Source organism: Pseudoalteromonas sp. HM-SA03, assembly GCF_002289345.1.
GTDB lineage: Bacteria > Pseudomonadota > Gammaproteobacteria > Enterobacterales > Alteromonadaceae > Pseudoalteromonas.
The window spans coordinates 85,546-105,627 of the sequence record NZ_NSDG01000028.1; the positions used below are offsets into that span (position 1 = coordinate 85,546).

Below are 20,082 nucleotides of genomic sequence, written 5' to 3' on the forward strand. Positions count from 1 at the left end.
ACACCTTCTCCTAAGCTAAAAAAGCTGTTAATCGTAACAGCTTTTTTCGTCAAAGGAGCTAGACAATGAATATCTTGAAATTGATACTGTTCACATTGTTTGGTAGTACATTTTTAGCGCACGCTGGTACGCAATATGTGACCCAAGCTGCGAGCAATATCACAGAAACCTCCGCTCAATTAAACGGTTATTCCGCCTCTACTATTGGTTTAAGTGGAGAAACGTTTGATTATGGCCCAACCACTAACTACGGCTACAGCGTACTCGCAACACCACCTGGTGTGAATGGCCCGGTTAGCGCACAAATAGCGAACCTAGAGTGCGGCAGCGAATATCATTTTCGTTTTCGTGGAGATCCAAAGCCACCTCGCACCACCATTCAAGGGGAAGACTTAACCTTCACTACAGCCCCATGTGGCCCGACGATTTTTACTAATGTGTCGTTTGAAACGGGCGGACAATATTACTTCGTTGCAGAAAACAACGGCGGTAATACAGTAAACGCCAATCGTATTGCGATTGGCCCTTGGGAACGGTTTAATCTTATCGATGTCAACGGCGGTAACCTGTTTGATGGCGACACCATCCACATTCAAACAGCTACAGGCTATTATTTTGTTGCAGAGCAAGGTGGTGGTGCTGAGTTAAATGCCAACCGAACGGTGGCTTCTATTTGGGAAACCTTCACGATTGAGTTGCCGAATAACCCCGGTGCTTTGATCCAAAATGGCGATAAAGTGGCGCTTAAGTCAATCAATGGTCACTACATCCAAGCCGCAGGTAATGGTGGCGCGGGAGCCAATGTGCATCCTACCGTCATAGGCTGNCACTTATCCCTGTTCATGGGAAATGTTTAAGATTATTTTTTAACGCACTTGGCCGTGGTAAAAATTTTATCACGGCCTTACAAGCGCTATCCGTTCGAGCCATGTTATAATTGCGGTTTTAAAACTACAGAGACAGCGACTTTGACTCAGCCACTTTTTTCCAGTACCTCACTTTCCAGCGCCTTACTCGATAACCTCGCGTCATTGGGGTATCACACCATGACTGATATTCAGGCACAAACCTTACCGCTTATCTTGGCGGGTAAAGATGTCATTGGCCAAGGTAAAACAGGCTCAGGTAAAACCGCCNTTCTCTTTAGGACTATTACATAATTTAAACGTGAAACGCTTTCGCGTGCAGGCGCTTGTGGTATGCCCAACTCGAGAGCTTGCCGATCAGGTTGCGGTTGAAATTCGCAAGCTTGCTCGTGCAGTCCATAACATCAAAGTGTTAGCGCTGTGCGGTGGTGCACCTATGGGTCCACAAATTGGCTCTCTTGAACACGGTGCGCACATCATTGTGGGCACGCCAGGGCGTATTGAAGAGCACCTGCGCAAAGGCCGTTTGTCGCTAGATGAAGTGAATACCTTTGTACTGGATGAAGCGGATCGCATGTTAGAGATGGGTTTTGAAGAGTCGCTGCAGTGCATCATAGATCACTGCCCTACAGCACGCCAAAACCTGTTATTTAGTGCAACTTACCCGCCAAAAATAGAGCAGCTCGCGCAGCACATCATGAAAGATGCAGCCAAAGTCACGGTTGAAGCAACGCATGATGATAGCTCAATTGAACAGTACTTTTACGAAGTCGACAACAACGATGCGAGATTGCCTGCAGTACAAAAGCTGTTAATGCAATTTCAACCAAACTCAGCGGTTATCTTCTGCAACACCAAGGCAGAGTGCCAGAACGTATGCGACAGCCTATATAGCCTAGGTTTTGATGCGGCTGCACTTCACGGTGACTTAGAGCAAAAAGACCGTGACCGCACATTGGTTCGTTTTGCGAATAAGAGCGTGACCATTTTATTGGCAACGGATGTCGCAGCCCGAGGTATCGACGTCGATCACGTAGATATGGTGATCAACTACCATATCGCCCATGACCCAGAAGTACATGTTCACCGCGTTGGCAGAACCGGACGAGCAGGCAATAAAGGCGTGGCATGCTCTTTAATGAGTTATAAAGAATCGCATAAAGTAAATGCCCTCGAAGACTATTTAGGTAAGACAATTGAGCCCAATACCCTGCCAAGCGATCAAGTATTAAATAACAAAATTAACCAAGCACCGATGGTAACCATTCAAATCGACGGCGGTAAAAAAGCAAAATTAAGACCGGGTGATATCTTAGGTGCACTGACCTCAAATCAAGCGTTAAAAGGTGATCAAATCGGCAAAATCAAAGTCACAGCTATGTCATCGTATGTTGCGGTTGAGCGCAATATTGCCAATATAGCGCTTAAAACGATTTCAGAAGGTAAGATGAAAGGTCGCAACTTTAGGGCTCGCAAAGTGACAAAATAAAGCGAAACTCAGGTAGAGCAAGTTGGCGCGTCATAAACGCGCCAATGTAGGTTGCATGGGCTACAGTTAGTCCTGATACTCCCGAATGGTGAGTAGTTCAAACTCTGGGGTCATCAACTCCTCACATATCACATCAAAGCCATATTCCAATACACCATCAATATCTGATTTTAAAGGATACTCATCAACATTTTTGACGAACGCCTCTAATTGTTTTTTGCTTTGTCTCTCCACACAGGTAAGTACTCCAGCAATATGATGAAGCTCAACTGCAGCTTTAACAGTGGCTGTCCTTTTAATTTGCTTTTAATTTTTTCTAACTAGTAAGAGTGAATAACACTTCAATACGGGCTGTAGTTGTCTTTAATATCAAAAAACCAAAGAAAACTCTGTTTACTTAGTTGATTTCATTTGTTAACTTTAGTGGTACAAAAAAACAACCATAAACAATCAACAAGGAAAAAGTAAATGAAACTTGTATTAACTAAGAAAAAATTCAAAAACTTGTCTCACTCTAAACAACAGCTAGCAAAAGCACTGACACCAAATATAGCTGGCGGCAATAACGCATGTGGTCCAGCATCGAAAAGATGCCAGAATGATCAGCAACCTAGTGGAGAAGTTACTAGCGGCGGAGTTCCTGTCACCTTCTAGTTAGGACTTGTAGTTTTATTACTTGGTAGTAACAATTATAGCTGCATAGCAATGAATGAAATTTTTGGTAAGCAGCTACGTTCCTTATTTGTGAAAAAGACAACGAAGAAAAACATTTACCACAACGCCGACATAAAAAGCTTGCTTTAAAAAGTGCAATTCTATACCATCCATTGCTTGCTTTAACTTCCTCTCAAAATAAAGCAAATCTCAAGTAATGCCTCCTTGCCTTGATCCAGTAAGTCCGCATAAAAATACAAGTAGAGCTTAATATAGTCAGGCGAAATCAAACCAATTAAGAAAATTGGTATAAGCTGTCATGCCCATCTCGGGTCGTTGCGAGGACAGTGTCTTCTGTTCGCTAAACTGTAATGAAGCTCATCTACTATCAAAAGCATTAGCTAATTTGCTGTGCATTATAAAAGTGAGTTTTATTATGTCATATACATATAACGGAACAGAGATCCGTGTTGAGCAACCAATTCGCTCAATTTCGGTGAACAAATCTAAAGTGATCTTTGCTGACGGCACAGGCCGTAAGATCACACAATTCGCCAATGGCGGCGAAGCACGTCAATTTCTGAGCTGGTTAACTTCAGCACATTGATTGAGTGGGAATATAATTGATGTAAAAAATGCCGGATAAAGTCCGGCATTTTTGTATCTTTGTTTGTTAAGCTTAACAGTAGTAAGCTTCAACAGTCCCTTTTGACTTCAGTAGCAAAGGCTGACCACGACGGTCTAATGCCTTTGGTGACGCTACCTTAATCCAGCCTTCGCTGATGCAGTATTCTTCAACATCAGTGCGCTCTTTACCGTTAAAACGGATGCCAATGTGGTGTTCTAGCACTTCTTTAGCATAATGTGGACTGCGAGGGTTGATTGAAAGTCTATCTGGTAGTGCTGGTTTTTCAGTTGAATCTGTCATCGTTTTTCTTCAATTATTTAAGCATGCTGTATTGTAGGTAATCCCACGCGCGCGCTCAATAGCTGAGCGTCTTATAATCGCAATTGAATTAAAAACGGTATCGCTTTAAAATTTAAGGTATCGAGTAAGCATTTCATGCCCCCCTCTTTGTTTGACTGCCGCTTCTCGGTTTTTTAGTATCTGTGAACCAATATTTTGACCTCTAAGTGTCTCAGAAACCCACAAAGTATCGAGCAATAACTAGTTACCAAAAGTACGCGCAGCTGCACCTGCAACAACCTCTCCAGACTCATCCTTTACTTCAACCGCCAATGGAAGGCGCTCTGTGACCGTGCAATTCGCCCAGCTCAACTCGCTAATTTTACTACCTAAAAAATCGATAAACTGTTGCTCAGGATTTTCTACTACGGATATTTTCACTGCCGCGCTCCGGTTGATATCGTTGAACTACGGTAACTGTTGTTCGCTGTGCTATTGTGCCATTTCATAATAAAGAAAGTATCAAACATAACGCACAATAACAGCCGCTAGTGAAGCTTCAAGAAATTGACGTCCATTCTTAGACATGGGGGTACAACCTAAATTCCATACGTCAATTAAAGATAGCTGAGTCGATCACTATTTCAACAAGCTTAGACGTACACCCAAATCAAAAACACAAAAAACTCACTTGTATTTAACAAAATTTATACTAGTCTATCTTGAATTCACCACAAGGAGTGTAGTGCTAGTTTATTCATCAAAAGCGATAGCTTTACTAACATTACTTTTGTCTCGCTAGGTGTGTTCTTAAAACAAAGCAAATTTAACGCAGTAATCACGTTCATATTGATTAATAAAAGGAGATTAACAATGAACAGAAGAAATGCACTAATCGGTATTGCCTTGGGATTTTGTGCCCACTTATCCGCCAAGACACCTCAACCAGCCTTTTCTATCAACACTAACCTTGAGTATGACGGCCTCATTACAACATCAAATGGAAAGGCTTATTTTGGTCATCAATGGCTTGAAAATGCCAGTGAAGTCACTTTATACCCAAAAAATGGCAACAGCGCGCTTTGGACGTTAACATTAACCTATTCTGATGGCAGACCAGCCGTTGGTAAAACCATTACTATAAATTCAACTTATAACACGCTCACCACATCAAGTTGGCGAGATAAAAATACAATGGCAAACCGTTTTCCGAGTGGTTCAAGAGCAACGGTAATTCAAAGAATAGACCAAGGGCTGTTCCGATTACGTGCACCTTACGAAGCTTCAAGTCTAGTGACCGATGCTAATGGCCAAGTGAAAGTTACCGTAAATAACTTCCATAGCTGCGGTAATGAACAACAGCCCAGTTCTGATAAGTTAACAGCCTCAACTGGCAATTTGCAGGCTCAGCTAATCGTAAAATGCGCAGTAACAGGCTTAGTCAACATTCCAGACCGCGCAAGTGAGGGGCTTACTACGGCAGGATTAGTTGGTCGCCACTTACACCCAAACTTGCTAAGTGCGTTACAAAATTTAGGACAAGCTTGGAAAAACGTACAAAACAAACCTGTCGGAATGCCAAATTATCTCACAATAACGGGAGCAACCATGCGCTGGGGTGGAATAAACCCACCTCACTTTACGCACAAGTTTGGTGGTACAGTAGATATTCGTCCGGTAGGAACATCATCAGGTCCGGTTAGCGTTGGTGACGCACACTACCATCGCCAAGCCACACAGACGATAGTTGACGCTTTGGTACAATTAGGCGCAACTAAAATTATCTTTGCCGATAATTTGAAAGGCGTTACAGATGTTAAATCAAATCATAAGAATCACCTGCATGTCAGCTTCTTAACTGAACCTTTAGAACCTTGGCTTACTCCTAATGATAACCAGCTTGATAGCGAAGGTGAAGCTTGGCATGACTACAGCAATATCTACGATACTAGCTATTTCGTGCCCCAAGTTAAATCGTTACAGGTTACCGACTTTCATTTTGAATTAGGAAAATAATGACGAATATCACTCGGCTAATTTATCTTATTATCTTTAGCATCTCGGCAAGCTTTGATTTATTAAGCTGCGAGCTCGCTATGTCTAGCGATAAAATAGCCTTAGCTCCCTCTACTGAGCGGCCAGAGTGCCGCTTTGAACAATCAGACAATAATGAGTTACAGCCAACATCATTGCCGCACACGCGTTTTATTCCACCAAACTATCCAGATGCTGCAATACCTCTCAATTTTGATAAGGTTCAGTCAGCCTGTAAGCTTAAGCGCGACACCATCCATTGCCTGTTTGCTGACCGGCAAGGCACTTTGCCTTTAGCTAGTCAATACCAACGGGGTCGGTTAAGTTATGATCAGTGGCGCGTAAACAATGACTATTTTATTGGATGGAGTTCGCACGACCCAGAAAGACCTGCCGGATTTATGGTACTTTCCACCACCAAACCCGCTTATTGGTTACCTGTGGAAGATGCTTGTAAAGCAGGGCTCAGTACACGAGTCGTGACGCTTAATAGCAAAGAGAATCTCTGTTTGAATCACCAGGGTACTTGGCAGCGCAGTAACACACAGTCACTACCTGCGCCTTGTGAAAACCCATACTCTGTCGCTACCGATAAAAATGGGGTGTGGGCCTTACAGCTAAACAATGAACATCAAAGTTGGAGTATTTGTCACTTTGATCATGCATTACAACTCGTGAAAGCATATCAATATCAACTTGATATACCGCGCTCGCTAGCGCCATTCAAGCTCATACCTACGCCTTTTACTCAGGTTACCGCCTTATTCGGCGAATATGACAATGCGCCAGCATACGCATTTGATATTAGCGATGTTGAGCCGCTGTTTCTATCAGCCTTCCCAAGCTCAATACGTCGTATACAAATCCCACTTACACGAGCTAAATATCGGTTAAGCCTAATAGCGCAATAACCTGCTTTACCGATAACTCACAACCCATTTGAGATTTTAGAAAATGCTGTAACGGTGCCAAATTATTTCTTCTTTCCCTTCCTTTCAAAACAAAAATTTTCATTTTCACATTCTCTGCACTTTTGCCTGCCAATTTTAAAACTCGAATCACAATAAGGTTTGGAATAACAATGAACAACGCGAACTTTCTACGTGCAATGGCACTTGTTACCGCGGTGGCAAGTTTACCAATAGCAGCACAACATAAACCTCTACCACCTCTGCCTCCAGACCAGCCACAACCAAACTCAGCACTGGATGATGAACTCTCACAAATTATGCGCGCTCGCGGTATTACTGGCAGAGTTGCAGGTGCACAACAACTGCCGAGGATCTCAGATCCCGTCGCTCAGCTCGGCATGCAGTTATTTTTTAGCAAAGCCCTTGGAGGTGAAAAATCAGTCGCTTGTGCGAGCTGTCACGATCCAAGGCTCGGTGGTGCCGACGGCCTTTCGTTGCCAATAGGTACAAACGCGGTAGAAAGTGATGTGGTAGGCCCAGGTCGCCAAGCAGTCAACGATGACATCAATATTCCACGTAACTCTCCCACCATTTTTAATACCGGATTTGCCAACAACGCTTTATTTTGGGACGGCCGTGTTCAACGTGTGACTATCACTGACAACCAAGGCAATAAAAGCAGTTTTATCAGCACACCTGATTCAGGCTTTAATCAACCAGATCCAAACGCTGCAGATTCACTAGTTGTAACCCTGTCTCGCTTTCCTGTCACCTCTCGTGAAGAAATGCGTGGAGAGGCTTTCGAAAGTGCCGAAACCAATGAACAAGTCCGTTCACACTTAGCCCAGCGTATTGGCGATTACGGTGAAGAGGCAGGAGGTTTGGTCACCAATGATTGGCTTCAAGCCTTTAGAGAAGCATTCAACTCACAAGCAGACGCGCAAACCTTAATTACCTTTGATAGTATTGCCTTTGCGCTCGGCCAGTATCAAGCGTCATTTGTGATGGTGGATACCGATTGGCATCGCTATGCCCGTGGTGACCGTGGCGCACTCAGCGACAAACAAAAACGTGGTGCTAAACTCTTTTTTACTCCTATAGCTGAGGGCGGTGCAGGATGTGTTGGGTGCCACAGCGGTGAACGTTTCACTAACGATGGTTTCTTTAACCTCGCCTTTCCACAGTATGGTATTGGTACACAAGATAATCAGGCCGATATCGGACGCGCTGCAATTGACCCCTCGCCTCGCAACCAATTTGCGTTTAGAGTCCCAAGCTTAATCAATGTTGCCCTGACTGCGCCATATGGTCACGCAGGAGCCTACGAGTCGTTAGAACAAGTGGTCAATCATTACTCAAACCCTGAGCAAACCGTCGAGCAATTTTTTCAACGTGGTGGTGCTTGTGGATTAAAGCAGTTTTCCTTAACCGCTCAGTGTGACACACTAAACCTACAAGCGAGAGAAAATAGTGAAGCGGCGTTAGCATTACTGCGCCAGTCACCCTTTGTTGCCGCTAATTTAGCGCCACAACAAAAGCAGGATCTCGTTGCGTTTTTACATGCCTTGACAGACAAGTGTGCAAAAGACCAACAGTGCGTAAGAAGATGGGTGCCAAACCGTCGCACACCAGACCCTGATAATTTACGCTTGCATGCACAACGTTAACCGGTGGAATAACAACAACCATGAAAATGACCATTCGCGTCAAACTATTGCTGATAATTTTGATAGCCAACACTACATTGGTGCTGGCTATCTATATCGCCAATAAATTAGCGTTTGAAAAGAGCTTTACGGCCTATCTTGAAAATACCTCTCGGGCACAACTCAAAAATGTGGTAACGCAAGTTGCCGAGACTTACGCACGCCATGGTTCTTTGGACTGGGTGTATCGAGGCTCTGAGGATTGGGACAGCATAGTACGTAGCTTTTATGGTCTTTCTGAGGACGAGCGTCCGCGAGACAGACTACATTCTCGTCCACCACCAAGACATCGTGAAAAAGGCGAAGGAGGGCCACGAAGACGTGATGGCCCCCCACCGCGTTTTGACAATAAAAAACGCCTACTGATCAAAGACGCACAAGGCAATATTATTATGGGCACACCGAAAAGTAAGCAGACTTCGCTGTGGTTCCCAGTCTATCAAAGCGACCACTTGGCGCAGCCTAAGCGCGAACAGATTATCGCCTACTTAGGTGTCGAGCAAAGTGGCTTGGTACGCAATGACTTCGACCAACTGTTTGCAGAGCAACAACGTAAACAGTTCATCATCATTGCGCTCGTCGCCCTGTTGGTTACTATAGTGATTGCCGTGCCTTTTAGTAAATATATGGTCAACCCAATCGTGTTGTTGCGCCGCAATGCAAAAACACTGACACAAGGAAATTACGATGCTCGCGTCGATATCGCGAGTAAAGACGAACTCGGTTTGCTTGCCAAAGATATGAACCGTTTGGCAGACACATTAGCGCAGAACCAAATAGCTAGGCAGCAGTGGATAGCGGATATTTCGCACGAGCTACGCACGCCGATTGCCGTGATCCGCGCGGAACTTGAGGGAATGATTGATGGCATTATCGCAAGCGATCCCGAACAACTGATGTCGCTTAACGAAGAGATCCAACGATTGACTCGGCTGGTGGACGATTTACATCAACTATCGCTGTCAGACCGCGGTGCACTTACTTACAACATGGATAAAGAAAACCTTTACGACCTGCTCTCACGCACATTCGCAAAAAGTAGTCACCAAATTGAAAAGCACCATCTTGCTTATTCCTTGCAATGCGATGAGCATATTACCTTAGAATGTGACGAGCAGCGCCTTGGACAGCTATTCGACAACTTGCTGCAAAATACCTTGCGCTACACAGATTCCTCAGCTGAACAACCGGGAAATCTCGATGTAAAAGTCATACAACAACAAGATAAAACGATAATTTACTGGCAGGACAGCGCCCCTTCTGTATCACAAGAACAACTAAACAAGCTATTTGACAGGCTCTATCGAGTAGAGGAAGCGCGGAGTAGAAAAACGGGTGGTTCTGGCCTCGGTTTAGCCATCTGCCAAAGTATTGTTGCTGCCCACAATGGAAAAATCACTGCAGACTTGAGCGAACTGGGTGGTCTCGCTATTATTATTGAACTGAAAAGATAATGAGTTTCCCCCGTGCCAAACAAACATATTTTAATCGTCGAAGATGAACCAAAACTTGCCGATATTTTAAGTAAGTATTTGGCTCAAGCCGAGTATACCAGCCATTGTGTTCATGATGGCGCTTTGGCTGAAGAGGCTTTTAAACAACAGCAACCCGCCCTTATCTTACTCGACCTCATGCTGCCTAATCTTGACGGTATCGAAATTTGCAAGCGGATCAGAGCTTATTCAAACGTGCCAATTGTCATGATCACCGCCAAAGTAGAAGAAATCGATCGTCTCATTGGTCTTGAAGTGGGTGCTGATGATTACGTGTGTAAACCCTATAGTCCAAAAGAAGTCGTCGCAAGGGTGAAGGCGATTTTAAGGCGCGTGACGCTAAACGAGCGCGGCACAGTGTCGGAAACCGAGAGCAAACTTAAACTGGACGAAGAGACCTTGTTTGTCTCCTTCCTCGACGCCAAAGCGACGCTCACTTATGTCGAGTTTATGCTGTTAAAGGCGATGTACGGACACCCGTGCCGAATTTATAGTCGCGACTTATTGATGGATCACATCTACGATGACAGTCACATTGTTAGCGACAGAACCATAGATAGCCATATCAAAAATATTCGTAAAAAGCTGCAAAGCATCGCGCCTAAATACGACTTTATCCACTCAATTTACGGAGCGGGATATAAATTTGAGGCGCAGGAACGTAATTCCTAGTCTCTAACCCTCAATGAGAGTTGGGTTATGCACTAATCCAACTCTCACCTAAGGCTTAATTCACCGCTACACCCCATTCCCTTTTATTGGTAAACTCCAAAGAATAACTAATAATTATAAAAAGGAATGGGCATGAAAAGACTTGCTTTGGCAGTCATAATCACATTAACAGGCTGCAGTAATAGTAATGTTGTAGAGCGAGTAAAATCTGAGTCTTCCGTGGTAAAACATAGCTCTGTAGAAGGGTATGAAGATAGATATTCCAACATCTACAATAAGTTTAAAGATTATCCCGTGACTTGCGAAGAAAACTGCTATCCAGTCACCCAACAAATTCAATGTCAGTCCGAAATGCAAGATTGCACTTACGTTGGCAACAACCCCCCCCTATCAATCAATACTGGCTTTGCTATCCAATGGCTCGGACATGCAAGTTTTAAAGTCAACACTAAAGATGGACAACAGTTTTTGTTTGACCCTGTCACAGCTCAATTTGACTGGCCTGTAAACTGGGCGTTTCGCCTCTCAGAAGGGTTTAATCGCAATCAACCTGCACAGCTCAGTCAAACAGAGTTACAACAAACCAACGCCGTAATGTACTCCCACATTCATTACGATCATTTTAACAAGCGCGATATCGAAGCGATTGGTACTGGGCCAAATTACCTCACCCCACTTGGATTTGCAGAGCACTTTCCTGAAGATGGATACAAAGTTTCTGAAATGGAGTGGTATTCAAGCAAACAACTTGGTGAAGTAACTGCACACTTTGTGCCTGCAAACCACTTTAGCAGCCGTATTTGGGTGCCGTTTTTATACGAAGATCATGGCGCTGCACTATGGGGTGGCTGGATATTAGAACACCAAGGCAAGACTCTATTTTTTGCTGGAGATACTGGATATTCACCACACTTCAAAGACATTCATGAAAAATACGGTGATATTGATGTGTGCCTACTTCCAATTGCCTCATACTACAGCGAAGAACACCCTGATTGGTATCGTAAAGTACACACCACACCAGAAGATGCACTGACTGCCGCAAAAGAGCTCGGCTGCAAGGTTATGGTGCCTTGGGGCTATGGCAATGCTAGTTGGAAAATGGGAGATAAAACCTCACATTCAGCGCTTTTCCGCTTACTGCATATGCAACAAGTGCTAAAAGCCCAAACGCCACTGTATATTTTAAATGAAGGTGAAAAAGTCCATCTCTAATCTCAAAGCGGAGCAGCCACTAAAGTTACGCTCAATATTACCGATAGTTGTATAAGGACATACCTAGATAAGGAAATATATGAAGATTTTGTCTCAACCTAAGGAAACGTTGGCAAACGCTCCACCGACACGAAACTCACATGCTGTTAAGCAGTCTGAAACTAGCGTATCTGAAGACGCACTGAAAAATGATACCTTTTCTCAAACAGCTAAGCATGTGACCCCACCAGTTTATGAGCGACCAATAACGATAGGTGTATCAAAAGAGGTCGAGCAAACGATAAAAAGTGCAAGCGTTATGACTGGTGAAGCAATCGCCGAGCTTTATCTGGGTGGCAGCATGTTTAAATCGGCGGACAGCATGTCTAAAGAATATGACAAAACACTCTCGGATATTGCCACTGAACGACCTGAACTGACTGAAAATGAGTGGGGGTTTTCAGTCAACGAACAGGGCGAATTGAAGGTGACAGGTAATATCTCGGCTGAAGATATTACTTATTTAGAAGAAAAGCTCAATAGCAATAAGGCACTAGTCAACCTTGCAAATGAAGTAAAAGCCAACTTCTTACAATATACGCAGATGGAACGAGACGATAATGGCGGCACCAGTAAACTCTGGGGAAAGTATGATGTTACTAGCAAAAATTTCGCAGATATAATCGACTTCAAAGCACTGATGGATGGTCCTAGAGAAACACAACAAACGACTCTAGCACTGGGAAGACAATTGACTGGGCACGGATTTATTCAAAATATTGCCGATCAGCTAGGGCAAAGCGCAACCGTTAAATATTCTTAGTGTTTAACGGTCAATTTTATCGCAACTATTGTTAGCGGCGAGCCTTAATAAACAGCGAGAACAATAACCTATAAACCCATTTCAGCTTTTATACACTTATCTATGTTATAATTACAAAGTGTTAATTCAAGGAGGCACCATACCCGAGTGAGCAGAGCCAAACTAAGTCAAGACGAAAGCTTATCTTTTAAAATCAACTATCAACTCCTTCCCAAAGAGACAAACCAACTCGACCTGTATTTTTCAATCCCAACCGATATGGGGATTAATACCAACACGTTGAACGAAGTAGACTACTTTAATGCCAATATAAAAAGTCACAGTGCATATTACTCGGAGCAGCTTCATCTCCCTTTGGTACGTAGCCGCTTTATCAGCCAAAGCAAAGGTCAAAAAACCGATTACCGCGTTAATCTAAACCTATTTTGCTACCAGATCCGCATTGCACTAGATGCCGATGTAAAACAGACATTGAAGCTAAAAGAAGCTGATGAGTTTTATCCAGCCGCACAATTATTGGTGGAAGAAACAGAACGCCTATTGAAAAAACTCAGGCGTTACACGCCACCAGACAATAAGCTTAAGCCTTACTATCAAAACGCAGATAACTACCTCAGTTGGCATACTGAGCAAGCGTTTTTAAAACTCATCGCTAGCGGGCCTAGGTCAAGCGACTTTAGTCATGAGCGAAGCTGTATTATTAGTTTCTGTCAACGAGAGAGCCAATACCGCGAGGAGCAGAGCTACAACTCGCAAGTCACGCTGGACGACCCAAATCGCATTACCAATAAAATGAAATTGCTTGAAAGACTCATTGAATATGGTGTTGTTTTTAACAAACAAACCATCGACTTAAGTACCAATCTAAAGCGTTTAGTTCGCGGTGTGGTTACCGGTATTATCATGGCCTTCGTGATGTTTATTGTGCTCAACGCCCGCTCTAACTTCCAAGAAGTCACCGTCGCCCTGATCGCTTTGCTTGGGGTAATTTATGGCCTTAGAGAAACATTCAAAGAAGACTTAACCCAGTGGGCATGGCGTTATATTCAACGCGGCCGGCCAAAGTGGCGCAACAAGTTTAAAAACTCAGTGACGGACGCCATCGTTTGTACACAAACGATATGGCTGGAACATATTCGTAAAAAAGACCTACCAGAGGATGTTGATAAGCTACTAAAGAAGCGCCGACAGCAAAATAAACAAGCGGCGCATCTACTGCATTTTTGCTGTAAAAACCAAGTGCATATTGATGAGTTTTTACCCGGTTACGAAGAAGTACAGCAACGTATCACCTTTAACATGAGTTCGTTTGTACGCTATCTAAAAAAAGGTGCAGGAAAGCTTTATAGCCTTGAAGGGAAAAAGGTCTCGAAAAAATCAGTTGAGCGTCGCTATCAAATAAACTTAGTAATGCGGTTTAAATCTTCTCAAGGAATACAGTTGGAAAGATATAAGCTCACCATGAACCGCTCTGAAATCGTCGCTATAGAGCTTATGGCAAGCGATTCCGTCTATATTGAAAACGACGCTTAAGCACTGACGCAGCTTCGTATAACCACCGACAAAACGGATTGGAAGCAGGTTTATCCTGCACTCCAATCTTAAATCCAGCCATGCGGTTACTCAAAAGCTATTAATGCGCTTTCTTTGGTCCGTAACGAACCATGTCTTTGCCGTTTTCATACACCTCTTGAGATACCCAACGACCCAACAACAATTGGTGTTTATCATCCAAAATCGCAATAAATGGTCTGCCATCGCTGTTGTTCGTTGCCAGTGCCACACCGGCCACGTTTTGTAACCCTAAGCCACCGTTATCAATTAGCAACAAAAAAGCTTCCAGCTCGTCCAAGGTTTCAATGATATCTTTATCGTTGATCATCTCTTTACTCTCACTTACTCAGTATGCCGCGTAGAATACCAGTTCTGCTGAATTGATTGAACCTGACGCCACAATTACATCCTATTCAAACTATGGCTTAATGCTTCCCATACACACTGTACGGCTTTACTGCGACCTTGTTTACCTAAGCACACTAAATGAATAGGTTGACGGTCAGGATGTGCGTATTCGGTTAAAATGGGCACCAATTGACCTTGATTTAATTCCCGTTGAACGTAGTAAGGGTCTCCCATCACAATTCCCTGCCCAAACACCGCAAGTTGCACCATTGCACGTGCATCATCACAATAAGCTACAGCATGAGGCTTGATGTTGAACACCTGACCGTTTTGATGGACAAATGGCCATTTGTCCATGGTGGTACCTTTATTTTTAAATACCAAGCAACGATGACTCAATAAAGCATTGGGAGAGTCAGGCGTACCGGCCACAGCCAAATACTCCGGACTGGCAAACCAAGCAAAAGATTTTTCACCGATTTTCTTAGCAAGTAACGAAGAATCAGGCAAATGCCCTATTCGAATAGCAATATCTATCTGATTATCGATTAAATCGACAATATCGTCCGTCAGGTTCAACTCGAAACGTATATCAGGAAACTGTTTAGAAATATCATGTAGTTTAGACAGCAAATAGCGCTCAGCCATTAAGGTCGAGCAGCTGATCTTTACTTTACCGCTCGGCGTTAAACGTTGCTGTTCGCTTAACTGCTCAGTCTGACTTAATACTTCCTGCAACTTTTCGGTACTTTTGAGTAATTGGCTGCCGCTTTGGGTCAGTGCCAATTTACGCGTACTGCGCTCTAATAAACGCACATTGAGCTGCTGCTCTAGCTGCGATATGCGCTTACTGACCGACGAACGTGGTAACTGCACTTTATCGGCAGCTCCCTGAAAACTACCAATAGAGGCCACTAGCCTAAATAAATACAAATTTTCTAATTGCTTGTGTAATTCCATTTTATTGTTTCTCGAAGAGAACTTATCAATTCGTTTTTTATCATCTTATCAGCACGAATTGCAATCACTACAATGTCATTTATACCATCGTATAACGCATAAGGATTTACCATGTCATTACCAACCATATTGATCACTGGCGCAACTGCTGGAATTGGACTTGCAGCAGCCAAGCATTACCTCACCCAAGGCTGGAAAGTCATTTTTACGGGAAGAAACGAAGACAAAATTGCAACGGTCGAAAACCAACTGCTAGCATGCGCAAACCATTCTTCACAAGTGCTTGGGCTGCTCTGTGACAGCAGCGTTCCAACCCACTTTGAAAGCTTACCAAAGAAGCTACAAGCACAGGATATTATGCTTGACGCGGTGATTTTAAATGCGGGTGTATTCTATCCAAAACCTTTTGCAGACAATGAGCTAAGCGATTTAAATACGACCATGCTTATTAACTTCACAGGCCCTGCAATGCTATTACAACACTTGTTACCTGTAATGAATAATCCATGTAGTGTTGTTTATGTATCAAGTATTGCGGTACAGCGTGCTTTTGCAGGAGCGGCAAGTTATGCCGCTAGCAAAGCCGCATTTGAGGCGCTAGCAGCAACGCTCAATTTAGAATGGAGTGACCGTGGAGTACGTATTAACCACCTGCGTCCTGGGGTGACCCATACTGAAATCCAAAATAAAGCAGGAATGAACGAGCAACAAATAGCCGAGCTCAATGCAGGGTTGGCGTCGATCCCATTAGGGCGCATGTTACAAGCCACAGAAATGCTAGCGAGCTTAGACTTTTTAACTGGTGAAGGGTCAACAGCAATGCGCGGCGCGCACATCACTGTTGACGGTGGTTACTGCTTGTAAAACTGTGTGGGTCAGTCCGCCGTTGGTTTTGCCTCTCTGGGCTGATCCTGCATTTTTTGAAACAGCCAACCAATTCCCACCAGACATAAGCCTAAACCGATAAAAGACAAGGCGCGCAGCAAGCCTTCGAGGTTTGCCATATCGACCACAAAGGCTTTTAAAATAACAATGGCTAGCCCTGCAAAACCGGCGTTAATCAGCACTTTATGCTCTATCCGCTTGGCAACAAAAATCAATACGGTTGAAATCAATAGCCAAACAATCGAATAGGTATATAACTCGGATTGCGCCATCGGCATCGACAGCACAAGGAAACCCTCATGAAATAACGCCCGAATTTCACCATTGATAAACAAGACCCCTAGCAAGGCTATCAGTCCATATACCAACCGCTTAAATTGCGCTGGTATTAACTTAAACTGGAGCATGACAGCGAATACGCATACTGGTGCCAACCACTGCAAAATTAGCCAATTAAACACACCGTCTCCAATATATTGCCTGTCAAAAAACGGATTATTGGCAAACGAAATATCGACGTGGAGCAACGCGCTTCCAAGTAATAGCAGGCTCGCGGCAAGCGGATAAAGTCTGTTGCCCTTGTCGCTGAGCTGTCCTCGCCACAGATATACAGCGCCAAGCACCAGCCAATTCAAAGCAAGCAACACGGATTCTTGGAAACCGAGATTAGTAAAATCAGGGTAGTCACCAATCAAGAGATAACTTGTTTCGGTCGTGACCAAAAGCGCCACAATATGCATTGCGACGCCCATAAACCAAGTGCTCAGGGCCTTTGAAGGGTTGTATTTAGTAGCAAACCAAATAATGCCCAGCACCAGCGGATAGACAACAAGCGTCCAATGTATGGTTAAAATCGTTTCGTGCTTGTAATCTGCAAGCCAAGGCGCAAAAGTAAGACGGGTAACAACGGCAATAAGTGCAGCCTTATACAACCAATCAGGTAAACGTACTTTGTACTTCCAGCTCAAATAACTCATAGACGCCACTTGTGCCGCAATCGCTAACGTCAACGAGCTTGCCGAGAGTAACATCGTAATACACAAACTCAGCATGGCATTCGCCAAAATAAGGTAAGTGACCTGCTGAATATTAGTATCCGTTTTCATCGCACAATACGAAGCGAAGAGCCCGATAGCCAACATTTCAATCGCCCATACAGGATATAAAATTGCTTCCGTGACTTGAGGAGAAATAGCGTAGCTTACACCGTAAAGCGCAAGTGGAGCCACGTTCAACAGCATCAAATAAGCGAGTCTTGATGGGTATCGCTTAATCATCATCGTGCTAAATAACATCGTGATGACCACTGCTACTTGAATAAACAAATACTTACCGGTGAAAGGAAAAAGTACGTCGTCGTATGTACCCACCGTGGGCATCAAGTAGAATGAGAGAAGTACAAACAATAGCCAATAAAATGGCCAGCTATCCAATGCACTATGTCTATAAGCCGCACACAAAACAACGCAAGCAAATAAGACATTAGCCCAAATAAGCGTATCAATATGGGTTTTTATTATTAGCGCACATGCGATAAGTAACAGTGGGAGCAAAATTCCCAACTGCTCTTTTCTTGGCATTAACAGATCTTTGACAGGCAACGGACTCATCATTGAATTCATCAGTCGCCAACCCAGTACGTCTACTAGCACATATAAATACATAGAGATAAGTGCAAAGATCAATAGCACCCAAAAGTCACTGCTCCCACCAACTGCTACCGCGGTGCAAAACCATAAGAAATGTCCGGCAAAGCTTTGCCACCACAACCATTTTTGCTTCACATAATCCGCAACCCATATCGCAGAGAGTGACACAAAGCTGATATACAGCAGTAACGCACCGATATTACTAGAATCCGTCGATACCAAAGCAGGCACGACATACGCACCAACGATGCCAATACCAGCGAGCACAGGGCCAAATCTCAGTGCCAAAGAGGTCGCTGCCAATGAAATAATGGCGAGTAAAACAAAGGCCATATTAGCCGGTATAAAATGATAGAAATCAAAAGCAACTAGCGTCATGGCAAAGCAAGTGATCACGCCACCACTAGCAAACGCTGCAGAAATATATGGCGTATTAATTTTTAGCTTTTCTTTGTAGCGATTTACGACTTCCGCAGCAGTAACCAAACTGACTCCAAAAAAGCCCCCCAGTATCACTCGCACGCTTGGAGGTAGAAGTCCGGCTTCTATGGAGTACTTAGCAAGAAAAACACCGCCAAGGGCTAGCACTATGGCACCTAACCAGAAGAGTCCATTTCCTTTTAGTAAGAAATCTAAAGTAAAGTCAAATTCAAAGGCAGGTTTACTCTTACTAGGCTTAGCTCTTGCGATAGTGACCGTGCTTTCAGGCTGCTGAGGTGGTGTATGATTGGCTGTTGCCGTGGATTCGCCCAGTGCTGTTAATGATGTACTATCAGCTGTTTCGCCATTCTTTTGTCCACACTCAGAAAACTTATTCTCTGAATGTGTTCGCTCTGAGCATGCTTGATCTGAGAGTTCACGACCTTCAAGTGTCGAGATCCGGCGACTTTGCTGCTCTATCGTATTTTGTAACTGATGTACTTTTTTAACGAGTTGCTTAAGCCTTTGTCTATCTTGTAGAGCAAAAACAGCACCAATAAATACAAAAAGATAAAATATAAAAGAGATAAACTCCGTATCCATACAACTCCCTATTTGTTTGCTAGGCATCTAGCTAACCTGTATTAGAAACAGTATGAGATCAACCATACCAATAAATCAATCTCTCATGATAAGAATCATGGTTTTAGACGAGCCAAATAAAAAGCACCATGACTTGAAATTTTCTAACCCAGACCAAAATACAGGTGAACCTCGTTGCCATCTTCCTTTGTTATAAATACACTAAATATTATATTTTAGGGACATTTATCTAAGGGTTTTTCTATGCGGTTTTTACTCTTTTCATTCGCTGTAGCAATATCAGGCTGTTGCGTAACTCAGTCAAACTTAGAGCCAAAACAATGGCGTTTTGCGACCGATCCGCATGGCAGCCAAGCAATTCTGAACGGCCCGCTTGTAAATGAAGAGCAAGTTGCTATTCAGTTTAAACGCGTGCCGCGAGTCGATAAACAAAACAACTCTTGGGTAGAACTTATTTACGACTTGCCCACAAAGCAGCTCCCCTCTCAATTCAGCATCGCTCTGACATATAAAAGTGATAACGCTTTGATCGTTAAGTTATCGCAACAGGAGTATGGTGGCTCAGGTGATAAAAGCTATGCTCACTACCAAACTAAATTACCAGCATCAAACACTTGGCAAACAATCAACGTATCTCTGAATGATTTTGCCAGACCCAATTGGACACCAGCTTGGTCAAAAGACAAAGGGGTTATACTCAAGCATGTTTCAGCACTTTACTTCGTACCAGATTTAACGGATGTGGAAGGTGGTGAAGCAAGCCTTGCAATAAAAAGTCTTCTAGTTGAGTAATTCACTGGTTAGAAATGATGTACACGAGATGTGAGATATTGCGGCTTTTCGCAAAGGCACAATGTAGCCAGAACAGATAACGTTTACATTATTAGCACTGGCTAATCAAGGAGTAATTAAGC

18 protein-coding genes and 1 pseudogene are annotated in these 20,082 nt (G+C 43.6%); 13 read left to right on the forward strand and 6 right to left on the reverse strand.

Annotated features, from left to right (window positions below):
• Positions 1 to 968 precede the first annotated feature (968 nt).
• Positions 969 to 2,355 (forward strand): annotated as a pseudogene (gene dbpA / locus CKO50_RS05520) (ATP-dependent RNA helicase DbpA).
• A gap of 66 nt (positions 2,356 to 2,421) precedes the next feature.
• On the opposite strand, the gene CKO50_RS23915 reads toward dbpA, so the two are convergent.
• On the reverse strand, positions 2,422 to 2,589 hold the full coding sequence (locus CKO50_RS23915; RefSeq protein ID WP_176474612.1) for a hypothetical protein: 168 nt from the start codon (positions 2,587 to 2,589) through the stop codon (positions 2,422 to 2,424).
• 234 nt (positions 2,590 to 2,823) lie between these two features.
• Here CKO50_RS23915 and CKO50_RS05525 point away from each other — a divergent pair, with 234 nt between their 5' ends.
• Together CKO50_RS05525 and CKO50_RS23920 are read left to right on the forward strand one after the other, a co-directional pair.
• Positions 2,824 to 3,009, forward strand: a complete 186-nt coding sequence (locus CKO50_RS05525; protein WP_095727349.1) for a hypothetical protein — start codon at positions 2,824 to 2,826, stop codon at positions 3,007 to 3,009.
• Positions 3,010 to 3,445: 436 nt separating this feature from the next.
• A complete protein-coding gene (locus CKO50_RS23920) occupies positions 3,446 to 3,616 on the forward strand; it encodes a hypothetical protein (protein ID WP_010370673.1) in 171 nt (56 codons plus the stop codon).
• A 72-nt stretch (positions 3,617 to 3,688) separates the two neighbouring features.
• Here the strand turns inward: CKO50_RS23920 and CKO50_RS05535 are convergent, their stop codons facing one another.
• Together CKO50_RS05535 and CKO50_RS24480 are read right to left on the reverse strand one after the other, a co-directional pair.
• Positions 3,689 to 3,937, reverse strand: coding sequence for a DUF3297 family protein (locus tag CKO50_RS05535; RefSeq protein WP_010370670.1), 249 nt, complete (start codon positions 3,935 to 3,937; stop codon positions 3,689 to 3,691).
• Between the two features lie 240 nt (positions 3,938 to 4,177).
• On the reverse strand, positions 4,178 to 4,357 hold the full coding sequence (locus CKO50_RS24480) for a hypothetical protein (RefSeq protein ID WP_255229439.1): 180 nt from the start codon (positions 4,355 to 4,357) through the stop codon (positions 4,178 to 4,180).
• A gap of 432 nt (positions 4,358 to 4,789) precedes the next feature.
• Here CKO50_RS24480 and CKO50_RS05545 point away from each other — a divergent pair, with 432 nt between their 5' ends.
• The 8 genes from CKO50_RS05545 to CKO50_RS05580 all read left to right on the forward strand — a co-directional run bounded on the left by CKO50_RS05545 (position 4,790) and on the right by CKO50_RS05580 (position 14,282).
• Positions 4,790 to 5,932, forward strand: a complete 1,143-nt coding sequence (locus CKO50_RS05545) for a hypothetical protein (protein ID WP_095727350.1) — start codon at positions 4,790 to 4,792, stop codon at positions 5,930 to 5,932.
• Positions 5,932 to 6,861: a hypothetical protein gene (locus CKO50_RS05550; protein ID WP_095727351.1), complete on the forward strand. Its 930-nt coding sequence runs from the start codon at positions 5,932 to 5,934 to the stop codon at positions 6,859 to 6,861. Before CKO50_RS05545 ends, CKO50_RS05550 begins: the two co-directional genes overlap by 1 nt.
• Before the next feature lie 170 nt (positions 6,862 to 7,031).
• Entirely contained in the window at positions 7,032 to 8,528 is a 1,497-nt protein-coding gene (locus CKO50_RS05555; RefSeq protein ID WP_095727352.1) for a cytochrome-c peroxidase, read from the forward strand.
• Positions 8,529 to 8,548: 20 nt separating this feature from the next.
• Entirely contained in the window at positions 8,549 to 10,021 is a 1,473-nt protein-coding gene (locus tag CKO50_RS05560; RefSeq protein ID WP_095727353.1) for an ATP-binding protein, read from the forward strand.
• 12 nt (positions 10,022 to 10,033) lie between these two features.
• Positions 10,034 to 10,732, forward strand: coding sequence for a response regulator (locus CKO50_RS05565; RefSeq protein WP_095727354.1), 699 nt, complete (start codon positions 10,034 to 10,036; stop codon positions 10,730 to 10,732).
• A 132-nt stretch (positions 10,733 to 10,864) separates the two neighbouring features.
• Complete coding sequence (locus tag CKO50_RS05570) at positions 10,865 to 11,947, forward strand: MBL fold metallo-hydrolase (protein WP_095727355.1); 1,083 nt, start codon at positions 10,865 to 10,867, stop codon at positions 11,945 to 11,947.
• Positions 11,948 to 12,026: 79 nt separating this feature from the next.
• Complete coding sequence (locus CKO50_RS05575; protein WP_095727356.1) at positions 12,027 to 12,749, forward strand: hypothetical protein; 723 nt, start codon at positions 12,027 to 12,029, stop codon at positions 12,747 to 12,749.
• 147 nt (positions 12,750 to 12,896) lie between these two features.
• A complete protein-coding gene (locus tag CKO50_RS05580; RefSeq protein WP_095727357.1) occupies positions 12,897 to 14,282 on the forward strand; it encodes a hypothetical protein in 1,386 nt (461 codons plus the stop codon).
• A gap of 100 nt (positions 14,283 to 14,382) precedes the next feature.
• On the opposite strand, the gene CKO50_RS05585 is transcribed toward CKO50_RS05580, so the two are convergent.
• Positions 14,383 to 14,631 carry a hypothetical protein gene (locus CKO50_RS05585; protein ID WP_095727358.1) on the reverse strand — a complete coding sequence of 83 codons (249 nt, stop codon included), beginning with the start codon at positions 14,629 to 14,631 and terminating at the stop codon, positions 14,383 to 14,385.
• A gap of 74 nt (positions 14,632 to 14,705) precedes the next feature.
• Positions 14,706 to 15,611: a LysR family transcriptional regulator gene (locus CKO50_RS05590; protein WP_095727359.1), complete on the reverse strand. Its 906-nt coding sequence runs from the start codon at positions 15,609 to 15,611 to the stop codon at positions 14,706 to 14,708.
• 111 nt (positions 15,612 to 15,722) lie between these two features.
• On the opposite strand from CKO50_RS05590, the gene CKO50_RS05595 reads away from it, so the two are divergent.
• Entirely contained in the window at positions 15,723 to 16,475 is a 753-nt protein-coding gene (locus CKO50_RS05595) for an SDR family oxidoreductase (protein WP_176474613.1), read from the forward strand.
• Positions 16,476 to 16,486: 11 nt separating this feature from the next.
• Here CKO50_RS05595 and CKO50_RS05600 read toward each other — a convergent pair whose 3' ends face one another.
• Entirely contained in the window at positions 16,487 to 19,168 is a 2,682-nt protein-coding gene (locus tag CKO50_RS05600) for a DUF2339 domain-containing protein (RefSeq protein WP_095727360.1), read from the reverse strand.
• Positions 19,169 to 19,411: 243 nt separating this feature from the next.
• On the opposite strand from CKO50_RS05600, the gene CKO50_RS05605 reads away from it, so the two are divergent.
• The gene (locus CKO50_RS05605; protein ID WP_095727361.1) at positions 19,412 to 19,960 is read left to right on the forward strand and encodes a carbohydrate binding domain-containing protein; all 549 of its coding nucleotides are present in this window, start codon (positions 19,412 to 19,414) and stop codon (positions 19,958 to 19,960) included.
• Positions 19,961 to 20,082 lie beyond the last annotated feature (122 nt).